The sequence below is a fragment of the Alistipes sp. D31t1_170403_E11 genome (assembly GCF_015553985.1).
GTDB lineage: Bacteria > Bacteroidota > Bacteroidia > Bacteroidales > Rikenellaceae > Alistipes > Alistipes montrealensis.
Genome location: NZ_JADNHQ010000010.1, coordinates 1 through 22,055, shown reverse-complemented (window position 1 = coordinate 22,055; position 22,055 = coordinate 1). Strand labels below are relative to the sequence as shown.

The following is a 22,055-nucleotide window of genomic DNA, read 5'->3' as shown; positions in this document are numbered from 1 at the left end:
GGGTTAAAACATAAATTCAGCCCTGAAAATCACGTTTTTCTCATACCTTCGGCCCCCTAACCGCTCTGCAACATCCTGCATCTGGAAACCGATATTAAAAGCCAGCGCACAACGATTCCCGAGGGGCCAGCTCATACCCAACGCCGGGGAAGCATAGAACCCTTCGTCATTTTCCAGAAACCCGTAGCCTGCATCGACCGAGAGAAAAGGCGTCGCCCCTTCGGCGAGCAAATAGCCCCGCACATTGCCGTAAACATGGTAATCCAATGTTCCGAGCGAGCTCCGATAGTCAAGTCCGATGCCGGCTCCGGTAAACAGATGCGGATTTATCCGCACGCCGTGCGTCGTTTCCACATTGACCGGGTTTGCGTCCGCCCATCCGATCTGAATGCCGTATCCGGCGGCCAAATGCCCCTGATAGCGGACCTGAGAGAAAACGGCCGTCACTGCAAACAATGCAATAACCGTCAGGAATATTTTTTTCTGCATGATTTTAGCAATGGATTAGCTCTATCAAATATAGAAAAAAAACGACATTTACGCAACTCGTTGCAAAATATAAACTTAATTTCTACCTTTGTCAACTCACAGTAAAAGCAAGATTCACCTAATTATCAAATACAATGAAAGTAGAACAGAACAAAATGGTCGGCGTAGACTACAAGCTCACCGTCGACGGACAGATCGCAGACCAGTCGCGTCCGGGCCAGCCGCTCGAATTCATCTTCGGAACGGGCATGCTGCTTCCGAAATTCGAGGAGGCGATCCTGGGCAAGGAGATCGGCGAATCGGTCGCGTTTACGCTTGAGGCCAAAGACGGCTACGGCGAAGTGATTGCAGACGCCATCGTCGACCTGCCGAAAGATATATTCATGGTAGACGGCAAACTCGCCGAGGACATCCTCTTCGAGGGCAGCCAGGTTCCGATGAGCGACGCCCAGGGCAACCGCATGATGGGTATCGTCAAGGAGGTAGGCGACGCAACCGTGAAAATGGACTTCAACCACCCGATGGCGGGCAAAACGCTCAACTTCGAGGTGGAGGTGGTTTCGGTGCGCGACGTGACGCCCGAGGACCTGCAGGGCGGATGCTCGTGCGGCGACTGCGGCGACGGCTGCAACGAAGACTGCGGCTGCGAGGACCACGACGGCCACTGCAACTGCCATTAACCGAGAAGGCCTCTTCGGAGGCTTTTTTTTTGCCCTGTTCTTTAGACCGGGCCCGCCTTCCCGAAACCGGAAAATGCGGCGAATCCAAAAATAATCCGTAAATTAGGGTGCTTACTCCCCAGTTCAAGACGGTGTATACCCTTCGCCAATACCTCCTGACCCTGTTCGACTCCCGCGGCCTGACGCGCACGCTGGGAGAAGTCGACGTGTGCCACGACGAACGGGGCCGTCCTGGTTTCAGCGCCGGTAATTCGGCGGCGGTTTTCCGCATCCGCCTCGGCGGGCGCATCCGGTCGCTGCGCTGTTACCTGCGCCCGATGCGCCACCTGAAGGAGATTTACGGCGATCGGCTGCTCGAAAAAGAGCTCTACCTGCACACCTCGGCCCAAACCGGGGTCTGGGTCGATGTCGTCCTCGGCGACTGGATCGAGGGCCTCACCCTGCACGAGGCGGCTGCACAGGCCGCTGCGCTCCGCGACAGGGAATGCCTGCAAATCCTCGCCCGGCTGTTCGACAGGCTGGCCTTCGCACTGGTTACCGACGACTGCGCCCACGGCGACCTGAAGCCCGAAAACATCATCGTCAGCGACGACGGAACGCTTCATCCGATCGACTTCGATGCCTCATACCTGCCTGCCTTCGCCGGGGAGACGAGCCCCGAACTGGGCACGGCTGCCTACCAGCACCCGGCACGGACTGCTGCGGACTTCGACGAACGGATCGATGACTACCCCGCGGCGCTGATCTCGACGGCATTGCACGCACTGGCTGCCGACCCGACGCTCTGGGACCGCTACGGAAGCACCGACGGACTGCTGTACTGTCCCCAGCGGATTGCCGCCGACGCCGCCTACCGGGAGACGCTCGCGCTGTTCGAACAGCGCGGCATGGCCGTTCAATACCGCATCGCACAACTGCTGCGCGCCCCCTCCCTGCGGCTCTTCGGTCTCGCGGGACTGCTCGCCGAGGCAATCCGCGAAAAACCCGCAGCGGCAGCATCGGACGAGGAGCCCGAACTCTTCGTCGAGAGCGGGCGCTGGGGTTACCGGACTCCGGAATGCGTCGTTATAGCACCGCTTTACGACAGCGGCTTCGACTTCACCGAAGGACTCGCAGCGGTCCAGCTCGGCAGCACGTGGCACTACATCGACACGGCGGGCCGCACACGTCTGAGTTGTCCGGACTGCACCGCCGTCAAACCGTTTCGCGGCGGAAGGGCGCAGGTCGTGCGCAACGGGGAACGGCAGGAGATCGCCCATCCGCTGAAAGCACGCCAGTACCAGGAAGGTTGACACCGGAGCGGGCAACGACAAAACAGGCGCACGATGCAGATCGTGCGCCTGTTTTGTTCGGAATTCCCCGTTACTGCTCCGCAGAGAAGGAATAGGGACGGTCCTGCGGACCGACACCCCGCTTCCGGTTGGGCTCCGCAGACATGCGGAAGTCGATCTTCGCACCGTTGCTGAGCGTCTCGTGCGTCAGGTAGTTCTTCGTACTGGTCTTACCGTCGACTTTCAACTCTTCGACGTAACGCGCGGTCCGGGAGTTGTTCCCGGCGGTAATCTCCAGCGTCTTACCGTTGGCAAGATGCACGGTCGCCTTTTTGAAGAGCGGCGAACCCAGGATGTACTCGTCCGAGCCGGGGCACACGGGATAGAATCCCAGCGAGGAGAAGACATACCACGCCGAAGTCTGGCCGTTGTCCTCGTCGCCGCAATAGCCGTCGGGAGCCGCCGTATAGAGCTTATCCATCACCTCGCGGACCCAGTACTGCGCCCGCCACGGTTCGTCGGCCCAGTTGTAGAGGTAGATCATGTGCTGGATGGGCTGGTTGCCGTGGGCGTAGTTGCCCATGTTCATCACCTGCATCTCGCGGATTTCGTGGATCGGACGGCCGTAGTAGCTGTCGTCGAAATGCGGCGGAATGGTGAAGACCTCGTTCAGGTTCGCGGTGAAGCGCCCGGGACCGCCCATCAGTTCGACGAGGCCCGCCGGGTCGTGGAACACCGACCACGTGTAGTGGAGGCTGTTGCCCTCGGTGAAGGCGTCACCCCACTTCAGGGGGCTGAACGGCGACTGGAACGTACCGTCCTCGTTGCGGCCCCGCATGAGCGACGAACCGGCGTCGTAGAGATTGCGGTAGTTCATCGCGCGCTCCTTGTAAGGGGCGATTTCACACTCGGGCTTGCCCAGCGCACGGCCCAGTGTGTAGATACACCAGTCGTCGTAGGCGTATTCGAGCGTACGGGCGGCATTCTCGCGGATGCCGACATCGTAAGGCACGTAACCCAGCTTGTTGTAGTACTCCCAGCCGAGGCGCCCGGTCGACGAAACCGTCGGATGCACGCTTTCGGCGCCGTGCTTGACAGCCTCCCAGAGCGTTTCGACATCGTAATCGCCGTACTTGTTCGCACCCTTGATCCATGCGTCGGCCACGACCGAAGCCGAATTGTTGCCGACCATGCAGCCGCGGTGGCCCGGCGAGGCCCATTCGGGCAGGAAGCCGCTTTCGAGGTAGGTGTTCACGAGGCCCTCCTGCATCCGGGCGTTCATCTCGGGATAAACCAGGTTCAGCAGCGGAAACAACGAACGGAACGTATCCCAGAAACCCGTGTCGGTGAATAGGTAGCCCGGGCGGACCGTACCGTCGAAGGGGCTGTAATGCATGCGGTTGCCCGCTGCGTCGATCTCCGAGAGGTCGCGCGGGAAGAGCACCGAGCGGTAAAGGCACGAATAGAACGTGCGGAGGTTGTCGACATTGTCGTCCTCGATCTCGATACGGCCCAGAACCTCGTTCCAGCGGTCGCGGCCTGCGGCAACGACGGCATCGAACGAGTCGCCGCCCAATTCGCGGAGGTTCAGTTCGGCCTGCTCCGCGCTGATGAACGACGAAGCGACGCGCAACTGCACCTGCTGCCCCTGCCTGGTGCGGAACCCGACGACAGCCCCGGCGTGGTCGGCCGAAGCCTCGGCCGTCCCTTCCGCAAGGAGGCCGTCGGCAACGGCGGCCACATACTGGAACGGCGTGTCGGATTCGATGACGAACCAGTTGCGGAAATTCGCAGGCACACCGCCCGAGTTCTTGGTCGTATAGCCCACGATATGCCGCATATCGGGCAGCACACGGACCTCGGAACCGGAATCGAAGGCGTCGACGACCAGATAGGAGCGTTCGGCCTCGGGATAGGTCAGGCGGAACATCGCGGCACGCTCGGTGGGCGTGATCTCCACCGTCACGTCGTGATCGGCGAGGTAGGCGCTGTAATAATAGGGCTTCGCCACCTCGGCCTTATGCGAGAACCAACTGGCGCGGGCGTCCTCGTCGAACACCGGGCCCGAGGTGACGGGCATCAGGGCAAACTGGCCGTAGTCGTTGATCCACGGCGAGGGCTGGTGGGTCTGCTTGAACCCGCGGATTTTGTCGTCGGTGTAGGTATAGGTCCAGCCGTTGCCCATCCGGCCGGTCTGGGGCGTCCAGAAGTTCATACCCCACGGGCGCGCGATGGCCGGGTAGGTGTTACCGGTCGAAAGTTCGTATTTCGACTGCGTACCGACCAGCGTCGAAACATAATCCACCGGATCGGCGGCGGGTGCGGCAGGCTTCGGGCAGCAGCCGGCCGACAGGACGATTCCCAAAAGGAATGCAAGGGTGCGTTTCATCTATTTTTTGATTTTCGGTTCCAGCATCTTGATCCAGTAACCTCCGACGACGGCTCGCGCCATGAAACCGCGGCGGTTGGGTTTGTCGGTGAAGAACCAGTCGGACATCGGCACGCGGTCGACGGTCTGGTTCATGAAGTCGTACATCGGGTCGATGAAACGCTCGAACGTGGCCCTGTCGTCGGCCATCGTCGCGGTCCAGACGATCCAGTCGGCCTTGGTATAGGTCTCACGATTGTCCAGCGGCAGGCCGTAGCGGTTCTGCTTTGTCAGGTAGTAGGCCAGTTCCTTCGGAGCGACCTCCTTGGGAAAAACGTTAAGTTTCAGCAGCTTGTCCCATACGAGATTGTATTTCTGGCTCCACGTACCGGGCTTGTCGAACGTCAGGCGGTAGTGGTCGCCGTCGTCGGCCATTTTCACCCACTCCTTCGCCAGTTCGCGCGCTTTGGCGGTGTACTTCCCGGCAACGTCGTGCCTGCCCAGCATCTCGGCCATGCGGCCGTAGCAGGCGATGCCGACGATCGCCTTAATCGAAAGATTGGCGTTGTGGGCGAAGTGGCCCGCGAAATCGTCGGTGCAAAGCTGGTTCTCGGGATCGAGTCCCTTCTCGACAAGATAGTCGGTCCACGTGGTCAGCACGTCCCAATGCTTTTCGGCATAGGCAGCGGAGCCCTCCATCGTGCAGACGGCAGCAGTCAGTGCCAGCATGTTGCCGGCCTCCTCGACGGGCATATCGCCGCCATAGGTCTGGCCGTTTGCCTGCGGATAGGTTCCCACGTCGTGTGAAGGGAAGGGTTTGGTCCAGCGGCCGCTCTCGCTGTAATAGTAAATATGGTTCATCAATCCTTTGGCCAACTCGGTATTGTAATACAGGAAGAGCGGCGAAGAGGGATAGGTGATGTCGACCGTACCGATCGAACCGTTGCTGTCGTTCTCCTTCGAGAGCCAGAGCAGGTCGCCGTTGGGGGCCTTGACCAACTTGTGCGCGGCGATCGACTGGCGGTAAGCCAGCGCGCAGAGTTCGGCGTAACGGCGGCCTCCGACCGCAGCAGCCTCCTCCATCAGTTCTTTGTCGAATGCGTAGCACCGTTTGAGCAGCGAAGCGTATTCCTTGTCGGCGGCGTTCAGCTCGTCGAAGATCGTGCGCGTGCCGTCAGCGTTCCAGTAGGGCCGCAGGTTTTCGCCGAAATACTGAATCGACCAGATATCGTCGTAGGCGATCATGATTTTACCCGCAGCGTCCCTGGCATCGCCCAGGTCGCGCACGAGTGCCATGCGGGCCGAACTGTTCTCGCCCGAAACGGCAGAAGGATCGGTGGTCCCGGCGATAAAGGCCGAACGCAGGCGGTCGCTGTTGCCGACCATGCCCCGGGTGTTCTCCTTTTCGGCCGCGAGGTAGAAATAGCCCCAGTCGATGCGCACGTGGTCGCCGCGCTTGGCCAGGATGTTCTGCTCCTTGCGGCCCGACTTGAGGCAGACGAGTCCGTCCTTCTCGAAGCATTCGCTCTGCGACTCCTGGTAAGGCTGGTCGAGCGCCCAGCGGGGCGACGCCTCGACGTAGAGTTCCAGTTCGTGGGGCTTGCCGTCGGCGGAGGTGACGCGGTAGGTCAGGTAGTTGACCGGGCGGCTGATCAGCGCAAGGTCGTCGAGGAACAACGGCGCCGAGAAGGTCAGTTCCAGGTTGACATCCCCGCACGTGAAGGCATAGTGCGTCTGCGTGGCCTGCACGTCGACGGAGGTCTGCACGGCGGTCTTTTCGAGCGCCGTCTGCGTCTCTTTCGGGGTCAGCAGGCCGAAGTCCAGCAAACCGTTGCCCACCGGATTGCGGCACTCGGCGGCGATCAGGTTTTCGCCCTTGCGGAGCGTCGCAACGACGGCTTCGGGGAGTTTCACCATCGCGTTCTTGTTGCAGGTCGAACCGGTATTATGTACTTCGACGCCGTTCACGTAGAAGACGGCATCGTCGTCGTTGGAAAATTCCAGGAAGATTTGCTTCCCGGCCATATCCTCGTCGAGCGTCACCGTGCGGCGCACCCAGATGTTTTCGGTCGTCCAGTCGGTCTTGGCCGTAGGTTCGTTGATCTTCGTGCCGAAGGCCCCGCGGTCGCTCTTCCACGAAGCGTCGTCGTAGGAGGGCGCCTTCCAGTCGCCGGCGGGCTTCACGGTCGTCCAGCGGCCAACCCATTCGCCCTGCTCCGAGGTCGGAACGACAGGCAGCAGTTCGAGGTCCTCAGTGCCCATGAAACGATAGGCTACGCCGTCGACCTTCAAGGCACCGATCAGCGGGAAGTCCTTGCCGGTCCAGTGTTTGACCGAACCGTCGTAGAGGTTGTCGGTCATCGACCAGGCGCTGGTGTAGGGGTCGATCGTAACGAGCGGATAGGCCGGGGCCCGCAGTTCGCTCTTGATAACTTCGCCCGTCGTCGCTCCCTGCCCGGCACAGGCGGCGGCAGCGAGGGGAATCAGGAATAAAAAGGGATTTTTCATGTATGAAAGTTAGAAATTAGTAGTTCTCGGTTTACCAGCCGATCTCGACGGCCACGCCGTCCGGATCGTTCTCGAAGCGCAGCCGGTAGGTCCGGCTCACGGCGTCCCATTCGGCGGGGGCAAAAACCTCCCTGCCGCCGACCTTCACGCTCCGGGGCTGCTTCGGAAGCAGAACGCGGGCCACACAGGTGGTCTCGGCAGGACTTTTGGCCACAAAGGCGTAGCTGTGCCCGGTGACTTTCTCGTCGTAGGCCCGGCAGGCTGCGGCCAACACCTGCGGACGCCGCTTCTGCGCGACACGGCCGACGTTGACGAAAAGACCCTGTTCGCCCGGACGGATCGTGCGTTCCGTGCAGACGGGAAGTTCCGGATCGTAGAGGTCGACGAGCGTACCGCGCAGCGTGTAAGGCGCGTCGCCGACGCTCTCGTCGAGCACGGCCACCAGGTCGTAGACGCCGCGCTGGAGGTAGAAATTATTTTTGAATGTCAGTTCCCCGCCCTTCGCTCGTCCTTCGTAGAGCGATTTGACGGCCCTGATCAGCGGCTCGTCGCCGCCCTTCGCGAGCACGAACTCCTTGGGATCGGCGCGCAGGATGCAGACCGTGCCTTTGCCGCAGGCATACTCGCCCTGGGGTGCGGCGGCGGGAATGTCCATCTGCGCGAAGAGGTGGTCGGCGGGCGCGGCATAGGCGTTGCCGCCGCTGTTCCACCACTCGCTCACCGTCTGGAACGGATCGTCGTCACGGCCGCAATAGACCAGCACGCCGCCCTTCTTTACCCACTCGGCCAGTTGGGTGTGTGCCTCGGGCGACAGGGGTTTGAGGTTCGAATAGGTCATCAGCAGCACCTTCGTTGCGGCCAGCGCTTCCCGATAACCCAGGTTTTCGATATGCACGGTCTTCACGGGTACGCCGCGCTTGAGCAGCGGAAGCGTCAGACCGTAGAAGTTGGCCAACTGGGGATCTTCGTAACCGGCATGAGTTGGAAAACGCTGGAACATCAGCGAATTGGCCATCAGGACGCTGATTCCGGCGGAACCGGTCAGGCGGTTATCGGTGGCGGGCATCGAGTTCAAAGCGTTGATCATCACCTGCATCTGCGTCGAATAGTGGCGCGGTATACGCGCTTTTACTTCGCTGTCGCGGCTGGTTTTGTAGAGCCCTTCGTAGATGCGTTCGGGCCACGGCATCACCTCGTAATCGGCAATCTGGGGATAGAGCAACTGCGCGGTGAAGGTAGCTTCGTAATTCTTTTTATAGTCGGCCCAGTCGCGCGCCCGGTCTTCGATCGGGTCGGTCAGGAAGAACATCTTGCGGCCCGTGGGGGCGGTCATCGACTCCATCGAGCCGTATTCGAGGTAGGCGGTTTCGAAGACGCGCTCACGAAGCGTGCCGTCGAAGTAGTTCGGTTCGCGCGACGTGCCGGTCCAGACCTGTGCGATATAGCCGTCGACCGAGGGCAGCGAGGCGAGGCTCGCTTCGGGGCTGACGATCTGCCACTGCGAATAGTTCACCAGCGAGTGGGTCGGGACATAGCATTTCACGTCCATGCCCTTGCTCCGGCCATACTCCTTGGCGTAGGTGAAGACCTCGTTCAGAGCACGGTAGTAGAGGTGGTACTTGAGTTTGTTCGCCAGGTAGGTGTTCTCAGGCGACTCGTGCTGCGGGCGCCAGTCGAAACCGTAGAAGGCTTTCCATTCGCGTTTGAACGCCTCGCTGTAACCGGCCCGGGCCCAAAACTCGGGTTCCTCCATGAAGATGGCGTCGATGCCCGCGTCGATCACACGTTTCACATGCCGCTCCTTGAGGTAACGGAGGTAGTTCTCCGACGGAACGATATAGGGCACGAGGTGTCCGTGCCAGATCGTATCGCCGCTGCGCTGCACCTGACCTTCGTCGAGATGCCACTCACCGTCCCACTTGCCGGTGAAATAGTCCTGGTATTCGCCCCAGGCGATTCCGGTCATGAAATGGGTCGTATAACCCCGTTCGCGCCACGAGGCGACGCGGTCTTCGAACGAGATGCGTTTCGAGCGGTCCGAAGGGTTGCCGCCCACGCCGTAGACCATCACGGCGTCGGCACGGTTGTCGATCGTGGGTCTCCACTCGCGGGAGGACTGGAAAGTCGTCTTTACATCGTCGGGCTGCCGCGCTCCGGCCGGATAAGCGAAGCCGGCGGCCAGCAGGCAAAAAATCCAAAATTTCTTCATGGCTGATCGTTATAACAGTCGGTGTGAAAAAAAGTTTAAGGTTTAAAGTCAGGTTCTTAGCGAAGATAACTTTAAACCTTAAACTCGTATGCAACAGGTTTTACGGAATAATCACTTCCATCGGTTCGCTGTAATTCCAGCGGCGCGTACCGCTGCCGGCCGGCGTGTCGTAGTTGATGCGCGCGGCGGCACGGACGAAGACCTTGCGGCCCGAGGGAACATAACCCTGCGAGCGGATGACCACGGGCTGGCCCAGGAACTCGTTGAAAGCGGAACCCGTGTATTCGAGTTTGCTCGACCAGCGTTCGTCGCGGGCGCGGTAACCCACGCTCGACGAATAGCTGACGAACAACTGGATGTCGGTCACGTTGAGGAACTCGTCCTTCCAGCCGCCCATCGGCTCGATCTTCTCGCGGAAGATCGCGTCGGAAACGCCGCGCGTCACGCGGACCTTGGCCGAAATCTTACCGTCGCTGACCATCGGATAGTCCACGAACTCGACGTTGAGGAAAGGCTCGACCTCGAAGCGGACGTTCTTCACGCCGCTGATTTGCAGCGTCTGCGTCTCGTCGGCCAGAGGCACGCCGCGCTCGTCCTCGCGGACCAGCGGAATGAACGGACCGTCGACGCGGACGTTGTATTCCCCCTTGAAGACCTTCGTGTTCTGGAACGTTCCGTCGGGCATGCAGAAAAAGTCGGGATTGGGCTGGACGTTTTCACCCCAGCTCAGTTCCAGCAGGCGCACGCGGATGCCCTCGCTGCCCTGGTCGGTCAGCACGGGTTTGCCCGTGGCCACGTCGACCACTTCGCCGCGCAGCGTTTCGGCGGGCTCGTCGTAGTTGTCGACCTTGAAAATCTCGCACGAAGTGAAAGCGAGCGAAGCGCACAATAAACTGTATAATGCTATCTTTTTCATAATCTGCGTATCTTAAGGTTAACGGTTCGGCTGCTGGTCGATCACGGGACTCTTCGAAACCTCGCCGCCCGGGATGGCAAAATAGTAGTCGAGAACCGAATAGTTGAAGGTCTTCAGGCTGACCCACTGGAAATGGGCGTCGAAGAAGTACTTGTCGGCCTGGGTCGAATAGAACGGATAGAGACCGCGGAAACGGTAGTTCGAGTTGTTGCTGTAAAGATCCTTGTTGCGGGTTTCGCCCCAGAATCCGTCGCGGCCCTCGTAGTGCCATACGCGCCAGCGGCGCAGGTCCCATTTGATCTTGTGCTCCAGCGCGAGTTCCTTGCGGCGCTCCTTGCGGACGATGTCGCGGCCCGTGCTGGTCGGTGCGATATTGGTCTTGAGCAGTTCGGCCCCGGCGCGCTCGCGGATGTCGTTCACCGCATCGGTAGCCACCTTCGTCAGGTCGGCGCCGTCGGGCGAAGCCACGCCGGCCATCGCCAGTTCGACGGCGGCTTCGGCGGCGTTGAGCAGCACCTCGGCATAACGCATCAGGATGAACGGCTGGGCCGAGTTGCCCTCCTTGGCGACGAACGAAGGATCGGGGTTGAGCCACTTGCGGCCATAGAAGCCCGTCAGGTTAGCCTCGCCGTCCTCGTAGAACGGACCGTTCTCCCCGGCGACCGACATTTTGACACCCTTGACGACGAGCGAGTCCTGGCCGGTACTCTTCGCACTCATGCGGAGCGTCTTGGCGCTGGTATAGATGTCCAGTTTCTGGTAAGTCGTTTCGGCGGCGCTGTACGAATAGTCGCTGAAGAACGGCTTAACAGGCGTCGAACCCGTATAGATGCCGGCGCGGGTTTCGTTCTCGCGGTTCTTGAACATGTCGCCCGGGAAAATGACGTAGGCGCGCAGACGCGGTTCCGCATTGGCGAACAGGTCCATCGGTTTGTCGAACATCAGGTAGTTGCCCGAGGTATTCGAAACACCGTCAGTAACTTTGAGCGTACCGTCGCGGTAGCGGTCGAAGCCGTCGAAGAGTTCGATGAAATCGAGCGTCGGGCAGGTTCCGGCTGACAGCGGACCGCGGAAATAGAACGTCGAGCTGTAAGCGTCGTAGCCGTGGGTCAGCGTCGGATAGACATACTCCTTGACATAGATGTTCTCGGGGCTCGAAAGGTCGCTGAACATGTCGACCATGTTCTGGTACTGCGCCTCGCGGTTGGTTGCCGACCATTTCTTCTTGTAGAGCGAATAACCGCCGTTGGCCATCACCTCGCGGGCAGCCTTGTAGGCTTCGGTGAAGTACTTTTTCGAGGCGGCCTCCCAGGTCTTCGAGTCGAAGCCCATGACACGAACGCCCGTCTTGCGGCCCAGGCCCGTCAGGCGGCCCGTCACGGTCTCGTTGTACTTGGCCACGCTGCCGGCATAGAGCATCGCTTCCGACTTGAACGCCAAGGCGATATAGCGGTTCGCATAACCCGTCTTAGAGGCTTCGAGTTTGGGCATCAGCAGTGCAATGGCATTGTCGTAGTCCGAAAGCACCTGGTTCCACGTCTCCTCCTCGGAGGCACGGGGAACTTCGAGTTCGCTGGCCGAAGCCGGGTAGTCGATCACATGCGTCACCAGGGGCACGCCGCCGAAACGGCGGGCCATGGCGTAGAATACCGTAGCGCGCACGTAGTAGGCTTCGCCGAGGTAGTGGTTGTAGGTCACCTCGCCGAACGATCCCCGGTATTTAGGCAGCGTTTCGAGCAGGTAGTTGGCGTCGCGCAGCAGTTTGAACGCATCGCCCCAGTAGGCCGTGCGCTCGCCGGTGAACGCCGCACAGATGCCGTCGCGGTTGACGGCCTCGCCCGTGCCTTCGATACCCATGGCGGACAGCCAGCCGTTGTACTCATAACCCCACTGGGCCATGTACTTAAAATCCTCGAAAGGCATGTGACTGTACATGCGGGCCAGGTAAATCTCCATACCGGCCTCGTTCGACAGCAGGTCGTCGGCAGTCACAATATTCTTCGGCGCAAGGTCCAGGTCCACGCAGGAGACGGCCAGCAACAGTGTGCACAAAGAAGCTATCAGTGTCTTTTTCATAAGTGTCAGATTTGTAATTCGCAACGTTTTGATCTGTTAGAACGAGAGTGCGAGTCCCAGCGTGTAGGTCTTGTTCAGCGGGTAAAGGCGGCCCTGCTCGTCGTCGGGATGCTCGGGATCGACGAATTTCACCCCGGTGATCGTGAAGAGGTTATAGGCGTTGGCGTACACACGCAGGCTCACCGACGAGAATTTGCTGATCCGCGGGATGGTGTAACCCAGTTCGAGGCTCTTCAGGCGCAGGTAAGCGGTGCTCACGCGGTTGAACTCCGAGTTTGCGATCGGCGAATGGCCCGTGTAGGCGTAGTGGCCGCCGGTCCACTTCGTAGAGGGCGCATAGGGGTCGGCCGTCGGGTCGACGGGATGCCAGCGGTCGAGGAACTGCTCCAGCGCACCGCCGCCGTCTTTGCCCCAGATGGCGTAAAGCGGCTCCTGATATTGCATCGAGCCCAGTGCCGAGCCCTGGAAAAGCATGCTCAGGTCGAGGCCTTTCCACGAGCAGGAGAAGTTGAGGCTGAAGTTGAGCCACGGCGTCTGGTCGAAGGCGAAAGGATGCTCGTCGAGCGAGTTGATCTCGCCGTCGCCGTTCCAGTCGACGTATTTATAATCGCCCGGCAGGAGGTTGTTATCCTTGTAGATCGGATAGTTCCAGATGTCGTTCCAGTCCTGGTAACGCCCGGCCGACTCGTAGCCGAACTGCACGCCCTGGAAACGGTTGTTCAGGTTGTCGTGGCGCCAGCGGTCGTAGGAGTTGCCGTAGCCGCCGTTCTGGACCGCTTTGAGGTACTTGTTACGCGTGATGGTGGCGATACCCCGGAGGTCGTAGGAAAATTCGCCGACCTTGTTGCGGTGGGTGATCTGGAGTTCGAGACCCATGTTGCGGCTGCTGTTGGCATTCAGACGCGGGGCCGTGGCGCCGATAACCGTCTGGAAATCGCCCTCGGGACGAGCGTACAGGCCCGACATGTGGCGGTCGAAGTAATCGAACGAAATGCCCAGCAGGCCGTTCCAGGCCTCGAAGTCGACGCCGACGTTGAACGTACGGGCCGTAAACCACGAAATGCCGATGTTCGGAATGGCTTTCGGGTCGACGCCCATGATCACATTGCCGCCGAAGATATATCCCGGGGCGTACTGGTTATAATAACCGTTTTCGCCGTTGCTGTTCGTCGACGGATAGGTATAACCCATCACCCAGTCGTATTCGGCGCCCGTATCGTCACCCATTTCGCCGTAGCTCGCGCGCAGTTTGAACTGGTTGATGAACGAGAGGGCCGAACAGGATTTGAAGAACGGCTCCTCCGAGATGCGCCATCCGGCAGAAATCGAAGGGAAGAAGCCCCAGCGGTGACCCTTGGCGAACTGCGACGAACCGTCGTAGCGGAACTGCGCTTCGAGCAGGTAGCGGTCGTCGTAGGCATAGTTGAGACGGCCGATCAGTGCGCCGTAGGCCTTTTCGTAGATGCTGCCGGAATTGGCGCCGCTGTCCTTGTTCGAATCCGTACCGTTGAACAGGTAGGGCGTCGCAAAGGCCAGTTCGCGCTGGGCGTAGAAGTTGTCGCCCTTGATCTTCTGGACCTCCCAGCCGACCAGCGCGCCAACCTTGTGAACACTGTTGAACGTGCGGTCGTAGTTGATCGTGATCTGGCCCAGGGTCTGCTGGCGGTCGTAGAACTCGCGCTTGAGCCGGTTGGGCGAACTGTTGTTGTAAAGTTTTTGCAGGTAGCTTCCCGTAGTGGGATCGGGGGCGTAGAGCGAATACTCCCGCTGGAAGATTTCGTTGTTGTCCATGCGGTAGTCGTAGCTGAGCATTCCCTTGACCGAAAGACCCTGCAAAGCGTGCGTCAGCGTTCCGAGGTCATAGGTCAGCGACGCCGACGACTGGAAGGATTTCTGCTTGTATTTGCGGTAGCCCGAAACGTCGGAGGTCATCTTGGCAACGGTATTCTCGTCGAGGTCGAGACCTTCGTAGTTGAGCATCGTATTCTCGGGGTCGGCATAGGCGGGGAAGAGCACGCCCTGACGCCAGTAGTTGCGGATGATGTCCGTCGAAGTCGAATAGGGATTGTTACGCTCGTCGGCCATGCCGTTGATCTTCAGGTCGAAAGTCAGTCCCTTGAAAATCTCGGTCGTCAGGTTCGAGCGCAGGTTGAATTTATCGTAATTGAGGTCGCCCGAGCGGAAGAAGCCTTCCTGGTAGAAATAGCCCAGGCTGACGAAATATTGCGTCTTCTCGCTGCCGCCCGAAATGCTGACATCGTGCTGCGTCTGCGGGGCGAAATCGGCAAAAATCAGGCTGTTCCAGTCGGTCGTGCGGCGTGCGCCGGTACGGTAGTCCTCGAAATCCTTCTCCAAGTAGACGGGAGCGCCGCCGCTGACCTTGTTCATCGCCATTTCGTTGTAGAGCGTCATGGTCCCGAAAGCGTCGGCCAGCTTGGGCATCTTCGAGGGGACCTGGAACGTATAGGAGCCGTTGTAGCTCACTTTCGCCTTGCCCTGCTGACCTTTCTTGGTGGTGACGAGCACAACGCCGTTGGCGGCGCGCAGGCCGTAGATGGCCGCTGCGGCATCCTTCAGCACCGAAACATCGTCGATGTCGCTGGGATTCATGCGCTGGAAATCCTCCACCGAACGGGGAATGCCGTCGATGATCACCAGCGGGCTTCCCAGGCCGCGGATGTCGAAATTGGCGTTATAAGTTCCCGGCTCGGAGCTCTTCTGCCAGACACGAACACCGGCCACGCGGCCCGTGAGCATGTTCTGCGGGTTCTCGCTCTTGGTGTGGATCATCTCCGAACCCCGGACCGCAGCCACGGCTCCCGTAATCGAACCGCGTTTCTGGACACCGTAACCCACGACCACAACGTCGTTGATCAGCGTTTGGTCGCTGCTCAGCACGACGTTGATCGTCGTACGGCCGTTGACCTTCTCTTCCTTGCCCGTGAGGCCCACGAACGAGAACGAAAGCGTCGCATTGGCCGGAACGGTGATCGTATAGCGGCCTTCGCCGTCGGTCACAGCACCGATATTCGTATTTTTGGCGACGACGGTGGCGCCGACGACCGGTTCATTGCTGCTGTCGGTCACGACTCCGGTCACCGTTGCGTTCTGCGCCCACGCCGAGGAGGTTGCAAAAACAAGGAGGAGACTCATCAGCAGGCCGAAGAAGCCCCGCCGCGGATGTGAAATATTCTCCATAATCATTCGGTTTTAAGTTGGGTTACTTTTCTAATTCGTAGCGGGCCAGTCCGGCATACTCTGCGGCAAAGGCAAAGATGAACTGTCCGTCGACATTGTTCTTGCCGCGGTCCTGGTTCCAGCCTACAAGCAGGTTGGTAGGCAGCAGGCCGTTGCGCAGGAAGTGCGACCAGGCGTAGTCGAGATTGGCCTGGAAGCTCGCCAGGGGCGCCGAAACCGACGGGTAGAACTTGTGTCCGTCGACCCAGCCGCGCATCATCACGCCGTTGAACCAGTCGTTGAAGCCCAGGACGCTGTACGTATAGTAGCCCGGAACGTTCTGGTTGAGTTTGCCGAAGTAGTTGAAGCTGGCATCGGAAAGCTGCTGGAAATCCTCCAGGTACTCGCCCAGGCGGGTTACGCGGTAGAGGTCGGCAGCGCCCGAAAGCATCGTACCGCAGTTGTAGGAGAGTGCTTCGCCTTCGCTGCGCGTCAACTGGGTGTTGGCACGGTAGCGCACGCCGCCGACCCATTCGTAAGCCACGTCGCAGTTGGGAACGCATCCGCCGCGCATGTCGTGGTAAACGCCGTCGCTGCGGAGCAGCGTCGATTTCTGCCAGTCATAGACCTTCTTGGCGAAGTCGAGGTAGTAGCGGCTCTTCTTGACCGTCTCGCTCTTGCGCTTCTTGTCGATGTCGATGAAGCGGTGTGTGGTCTGGTCGTCCTTGCCTTTGTAAATCTCGTAGAGCCACACCAGCGGGCTGACCATCGGACCGTTGCTGCACGAGTGCTTGGTCGTGTAACCGGGGCCCCAGGGAATGCCGCCGTTTTCGTCGCCGTCGACGTTGAGCGTGCAGTCCCAGCCGTCGAGCACATACTCGGTCAGGTACTCGGCCTTTTCGAGGTAGGTTTTGTCGCCGGTCAGTTTATACGCCTCGATGAACTCGCGGATCAGCCACTGCTGGTCGTCGTAAACGTTCAGGATGCCGTCGACCTGCGCCGAACCCTTGTCGCTGCCGCGGTTCACGCCGTAGACGGTCCATTTCCGGGTCTGCGTGAACGAAGTCAGGGTATAGGTTCCCAGGTAGTAATCGGCATTTTCGTAGAGCTGGGCCAGCAGGTCAACGTAACGCTGGAAATGCTGGTCGTAGAGTTCCGGAATACCCTCGCGCTGCTGGGTCTTCAGGCCGCGGAGGATGGCGTTGACGGCCTCGATCGACGAACCGTACATCCAGACACTGGCTTTTTCATCGGGACTGGTCCCCGTGAAAGGATTGTAGTAGCGCGACATGGTCATGCCGGAGCCTTCGAAATAACATTCTATCGCCCGGTCGACCAGCGCCATGGCCCGTGTCATGTTCTGCACGGACTGTTCGGACGGTGTCTCCGGAATACGGACCGTATTGTCGGGCTCGTTCGTCTTGCTGCATGCAACGGTGGTCAGCATCAGCGAACTGAGCGCAAAAGAAATGATTTTTTTCATAAGTCAGGGTTATCGGTCCCGGCTCCCCGGGGCATCCTCCCGTCCATGGCGGCCCAAAGGCCTGTCCGGAGGAAGGATACCCGCAGAAGCGCAGGATTTTTTCAGATTAGTTCATCTCAACGTCGTAAATGCAGACCTTGCTCTCAGTGCCGTTGTCCTCGCCCTTGTAGACGCCGAGGACCAGCACCACGTCTTCGCCGTTGAACTTCGAAAGGTCGTAGACGAACTTGGCATAAGCATCCGGGTTGCCGGGACCGCCGTTCTGGTGGACAAATTTCCAGCATCCGTTGGGGGCTGCCGAGGAAGATGCGGCCGTATTCGATGCCGGAACGATGTGTTCTACCGTGCCGTCGTTTTTGATGGCGGTGATCTTGAAGAACGTAGCTTCTCCGGCGAAGTTGCGGATCCGCAGCGTCAGGTTGTTGCTGCCCTCGGCAATCGAGAACTTCGCATAGAGGTAGGCTTCCGGCTCGATCGTGTTGACCGCCGTGCCGCCGCCGCGCGTCTTGATGATATAACCCTCGCCGGCAAACGGTTCCGGGTCCTTGACGCGGGGAACGAACGACCATTCGGCGGCAATATGGGCGTTGTCGCGCCACGAGTGGTAAGCAACCTGGCGGTTGTCCTTGTTCTTATCGCCTTCGCAGACGGTAACGCCGCTGAACTTCTTCTTGGTGTGCGGCATCGTCGAACGAACCATCTCCATGGTCAGCTTCCAATCCTTGAGGTCGTCGTTGACAGCCGTACCCGTGATATAGTTCCAGCCGTCGATTTTCGCGGTCGAGAAAGCGATACGGCGCAGCACCAGCTGCTTCCAGTAGTCGCCCGTCTTGGCGCGGTAGATACCCACGGCGATCACGACCTCCTTGCCGACGTAGTCGCTCAGGTCGAAGCCGAAGGACTTGTACGAATCCGAACCATAGCTTTCGTTGCCGCCGATCTTCACGGCTGCGGGCTCAGCGGCGGAAAGGTCGATTACCTGGACGCCGAAGACCGCGGGATTCTCGGAGTCGGCATTGTGCGTGCGCACCTGCAGGGTCATCACCTTGTTGTCCTCGGTGATCAGTTTGCTGCCATATACATAGGAGTCGAAGACATCGAGGTCAACAGGATTCTTCTGGTTGGCCCCGTCGTTGCGAATCTGGAGCGTCGTACCTTCGTTCTGTTCCTGCCATGCACCCACGAAATCGAGTGCGGCCATATAGTCGGTCGACCAATCCCAGTGCGGGTAGCTCGTATCGTTTCCGCCGCCGCGGTATTCGCTGTAATACCACTTGTCGGCATCACGCAGGTCGAATGCCGTCTTGCCGCGGAGCACCTCGGGGCTGCCCATGACTACGTCGAGGACGGCGGTGTTATTCTCGAAAGCGTCGCGGCCCATCTTCTTGGTAACGGTCGCGTAATCCTTCAGCGAGAAGGTCAGCTCGTAGGCGTCGAGCGGCAGGTTGGCGATCTCGTACTTGCCGTTCGCATCGGTCATGCCCGTCTGGGTCTCGCTGATGGTCACCTTGACCCCGGCCAGCGGAGCGCCGTCGTTGCGGGCGTCGAGAACCGTACCCGTGATCTTCGCCGCGGCGTAACGCATCTCGATGTTGACCGTAGCCATCGCCTCGGCGTTGAACTTCTGCGGTTTGAGCGTCACGCTCGTAGTCTGGTAAGTCGCCTTCTTGCAGGTAATCATGTGCGAACCCACGAGCACGTCGGTCAGGGTATAGCGGCCGTCGGCCTCGGTAGTAGTCGTAGCCGTCACACTCGTCTCCGTCAAATCTACGATATCGGCGATCGACACCTCGACCCCGCCGAGCACATTGCCCTCGTCGTCCGTCACAACGCCCGAGACCTCTCCGATCGTCTTTTCCGTCTCACCCTTCGTGTCGTCATCCTTACACGAGCTCACCGAAACAGCCAGCCCTCCGAGGAGCGCCGTAAACGCGAATGTTCGCAATAGTCTGTTTAATCTCATAGTTTTAAGTTGTTAGTAAGTTTTAATAAAAATTTTAAGAAATCGAAAGGCGTTCGCTCGACTTTGGCCTCAATCTCCCGCCGCCTGTATTTTTTTGATAAATTTGAGGTGCGATAGGTTAATTACAGGGTTAAAATCCGGTTAATCGGCAGAAAAAATCATTAATCCCCGATTTTTTAACCCTCCGGAAAGGCTTTTCCGGGAGCCGAACGAGGCGCGAAATTAGCAATCGAATCCGAATCAAGGAGCGTCCGGCCGGTAAAAAAATTTCATATTTCCAATAAATTATTATCTTTGTAAGACCGAACCTCCAAACGGATCATGGGCAGATACTACCATACACTCCTCCTCATTGCACTGGCTGCGGTTCATGCCGCGTCCGCGCAGGGCCTGAAATTCAACAGCGCCGAATTGCCGATCGACAAGCGGACCTCGTACAATGTCTTCGACGAACGCGTTCCGTCGTTCGCGGACCGGTTCGACATCGAATTCGACATCCGGCTCTATCCGGTCACCGAAATCGGTTACATCCTGCGCATCAAGAACCAGAAGAGCGACAAAATCTACAACCTGTTCTACGACGGGCAGGGCGACGACTTCTTCAAACTCAACGAAGAGGGGAAATGCAACCTGATAACGGCGAAAATCGACCGGGAGGAGTTGCTCGACGCCCATTGGTTCCGCATGAAACTCGCCTTCGACCTCAAAGGCGACTCGATCACGCTGACCATCCACAACCGCACCTTTACGGCGACGCAGGCAAACCTGCCGGACACTTACAGCCCGATCATCATTTTCGGCAAGAGCGACCACATCATCGACGTTCCCTCGTTCGCCATCCAGAACCTCACGGTCGGCAACAGCAAGAATTACACGTTCGAACTCAGCCAGAACGAGGGAAATACGGTCTACGACACCAAAGGGCGCCCGCAGGGCCGGGTCCAGAATCCCGAATGGCTGATCAACGACGCCTATCACTGGCGCTACCGGGCAGCATTCGCATCGCAGAGCGTCGCCGGGACAAATTACAACCCCTTACGCAAGGAGGTTTACTATTTCAATCGGGACACGCTATTCATATACAACGTCCGCACCGAGCAGACCGAAATGCACCGTTTCGCCGAACGTTGTCCGCTGAAACTGGTTCTCGGCATGAACTTCATCGACCCGGCACACAACAAGCTCTACGCCTACGAGGTTTACGACGAGACCTCGCCCGCGGACTGTCCCGCCATGGCCTGCCTCGACCTGGACACCTATCGCTGGAGCACCGAGTGCCGGGAACACATGCCGACGCAGCTGCATCACCACGGGTGTTATTTCGACCCCGAACAGGGCCGTTACACGATTTTCGGAGGGTTCGGCAACATGAGTTACAGCCGCGAGTTCCACACCTACGACCTGCAGGCGAAACACTGGGAGCCGCTGGGCGAATTCAGCGGCGACCCGCTCTTCCCGCGCTATTTCTCCTCGATGGGCTACCTGAAGGAGAACAACTCGATTTACATCTTCGGCGGCATGGGCAACGAATCGGGCGACCAGTCCGTCGGGCGTTACTATTTCTACGACCTGCACCGCCTCGACCTCACGACGGGCCGCATCTCGAAACTCTGGGAAATACCGTGGCGGAAGACCAATTCGGTCCCCGTACGCAACATGGTGATCCTCAACGATTCGTGTTTTTACACACTCTGCTACCCCGAAAGCGTCTCGAATTCCTACCTGCGCCTCTACCGCTTCTCGATCGCGGACGGCAGCTACGAAATACTGAGCGACTCGATTCCGATCCGGTCCGACAAAATAACGACCAACGCCAACCTCTACTACGACGCGCAACAGGACGACCTGTTCGCCACCGTACAGGAGTTTGACGACGACATCCAGTCGCGGATGAAAGTCTATCGGCTGGCATTCCCGCCCATTTCGGCCGAAGAACTGGCCGCCCACGCCAAACCCCGGAGGAGCGATACATCCTGGATGCTGGTGCTAATCATAGTATTAGGTGCGACGGCAATCGGGGGGGGGATTGTGTGGCGCCGGAAGTCCGCGGGTAAAACGCCGGGCGAAGCGCCGGACGAAACAGAAGCCGCAGAGATGTCGGCCCGGCCCAATTCGATCTGCCTGTTCGGCGATTTCATGGTCCGCAACCGCCATAACCGCGATATAACCTACCTGTTCACCACGCGGCAGCGACAGATTTTCTGCCTCGTGCTGCAAAACAGCTTCGAAGACGGTATCTCTTCACAACGGCTCAGCACGCTGCTGTGGCCGGACAAGCCGGAGGACAAAGTGAAAAACTCGCGCGGCGTGACGATCAACCACCTGCGCAAGACGCTCAGCGAACTGGACGACGTGGAACTGGTTTACAGCAAGGGCTGTTTCCGGCTCGTACAGGGACCGGCTTTTTACTGCGACTATACGCGCTGCATGGAGATTATCTCGGCAGAGCAGATCGGAGAGAACCGCGGGGAACTGGTGCAACTGCTTTCACGCGGAAAATTCCTCAAACACGACGACCAGCCGCTTTTCGACTCGTTCAAGGAAGAGGTGGAACGTACGTTGGAACCCGTCCTGCAAATCGAAATGGAGAAATGCTTTGCGGAGGAGGACTACGGAACGACGCTTGCACTGGCCGAGGCCGTATTCTGCATCGATCCGCTCAACGACCAGGCCTTAGCCTACCTGGTCCGGTCGCTCAACCGGCTGAAACGCAACGAGGAAGCCCGCAGCCGTTACCAAGCCTTCGTCCTCGAATACAAGAAGACGTTCGGGGCCGAATACCCCTATCCGTTCCGGAACCTATAACGACAAGCCCCAACAGAAAATGCCGGAGTCTGGGACTCCGGCATTTATTTTCCGAGTTTCGGCCTTTACTGAACCGTGATGCTGTTCAGCAGGTCCGTCTTGCCCTCATT

The 22,055-nt window shown here is 59.1% G+C and carries 12 protein-coding genes; 3 read left to right on the top strand and 9 right to left on the bottom strand.

The window, feature by feature from the left end; all coding sequences use genetic code 11:
- Nucleotides 1-3 precede the first annotated feature (3 nt).
- Nucleotides 4-489, bottom strand: coding sequence for a hypothetical protein (locus I2E69_RS14120; RefSeq protein ID WP_195461877.1), 486 nt, complete (start codon nucleotides 487-489; stop codon nucleotides 4-6).
- A 134-nt stretch (nucleotides 490-623) separates the two neighbouring features.
- Between I2E69_RS14120 and I2E69_RS14115 the strand changes: the two genes are divergently transcribed.
- The gene (locus I2E69_RS14115) at nucleotides 624-1,169 is read left to right on the top strand and encodes a peptidylprolyl isomerase (protein WP_195461876.1); all 546 of its coding nucleotides are present in this window, start codon (nucleotides 624-626) and stop codon (nucleotides 1,167-1,169) included.
- Between the two features lie 107 nt (nucleotides 1,170-1,276).
- Entirely contained in the window at nucleotides 1,277-2,461 is a 1,185-nt protein-coding gene (locus I2E69_RS14110) for a WG repeat-containing protein (protein WP_288332346.1), read from the top strand.
- A gap of 70 nt (nucleotides 2,462-2,531) precedes the next feature.
- Here the strand turns inward: I2E69_RS14110 and I2E69_RS14105 are convergent, their stop codons facing one another.
- The 8 genes from I2E69_RS14105 to I2E69_RS14070 all read right to left on the bottom strand — a co-directional run bounded on the left by I2E69_RS14105 (nucleotide 2,532) and on the right by I2E69_RS14070 (nucleotide 19,140).
- Entirely contained in the window at nucleotides 2,532-4,829 is a 2,298-nt protein-coding gene (locus tag I2E69_RS14105; protein ID WP_195461875.1) for a GH92 family glycosyl hydrolase, read from the bottom strand.
- Nucleotides 4,830-7,316, bottom strand: coding sequence for a glutaminase domain-containing protein (locus tag I2E69_RS14100; RefSeq protein WP_195461874.1), 2,487 nt, complete (start codon nucleotides 7,314-7,316; stop codon nucleotides 4,830-4,832).
- Between the two features lie 31 nt (nucleotides 7,317-7,347).
- On the bottom strand, nucleotides 7,348-9,525 hold the full coding sequence (locus I2E69_RS14095; protein WP_195461873.1) for a hypothetical protein: 2,178 nt from the start codon (nucleotides 9,523-9,525) through the stop codon (nucleotides 7,348-7,350).
- A 100-nt stretch (nucleotides 9,526-9,625) separates the two neighbouring features.
- On the bottom strand, nucleotides 9,626-10,441 hold the full coding sequence (locus I2E69_RS14090; protein WP_195461872.1) for a DUF3823 domain-containing protein: 816 nt from the start codon (nucleotides 10,439-10,441) through the stop codon (nucleotides 9,626-9,628).
- Nucleotides 10,442-10,459: 18 nt separating this feature from the next.
- A complete protein-coding gene (locus tag I2E69_RS14085; RefSeq protein ID WP_195461871.1) occupies nucleotides 10,460-12,517 on the bottom strand; it encodes a RagB/SusD family nutrient uptake outer membrane protein in 2,058 nt (685 codons plus the stop codon).
- A 36-nt stretch (nucleotides 12,518-12,553) separates the two neighbouring features.
- Nucleotides 12,554-15,715 carry a SusC/RagA family TonB-linked outer membrane protein gene (locus I2E69_RS14080; protein WP_195461870.1) on the bottom strand — a complete coding sequence of 1,054 codons (3,162 nt, stop codon included), beginning with the start codon at nucleotides 15,713-15,715 and terminating at the stop codon, nucleotides 12,554-12,556.
- Between the two features lie 22 nt (nucleotides 15,716-15,737).
- The gene (locus I2E69_RS14075) at nucleotides 15,738-17,177 is read right to left on the bottom strand and encodes a glycoside hydrolase family 76 protein (protein WP_195461869.1); all 1,440 of its coding nucleotides are present in this window, start codon (nucleotides 17,175-17,177) and stop codon (nucleotides 15,738-15,740) included.
- A gap of 106 nt (nucleotides 17,178-17,283) precedes the next feature.
- Nucleotides 17,284-19,140, bottom strand: coding sequence for a carboxypeptidase-like regulatory domain-containing protein (locus tag I2E69_RS14070; RefSeq protein WP_195461868.1), 1,857 nt, complete (start codon nucleotides 19,138-19,140; stop codon nucleotides 17,284-17,286).
- A gap of 321 nt (nucleotides 19,141-19,461) precedes the next feature.
- Here I2E69_RS14070 and I2E69_RS14065 point away from each other — a divergent pair, with 321 nt between their 5' ends.
- On the top strand, nucleotides 19,462-21,945 hold the full coding sequence (locus I2E69_RS14065) for a kelch repeat-containing protein (protein ID WP_195461867.1): 2,484 nt from the start codon (nucleotides 19,462-19,464) through the stop codon (nucleotides 21,943-21,945).
- The last annotated feature ends 110 nt before the right edge of the window (nucleotides 21,946-22,055 follow it).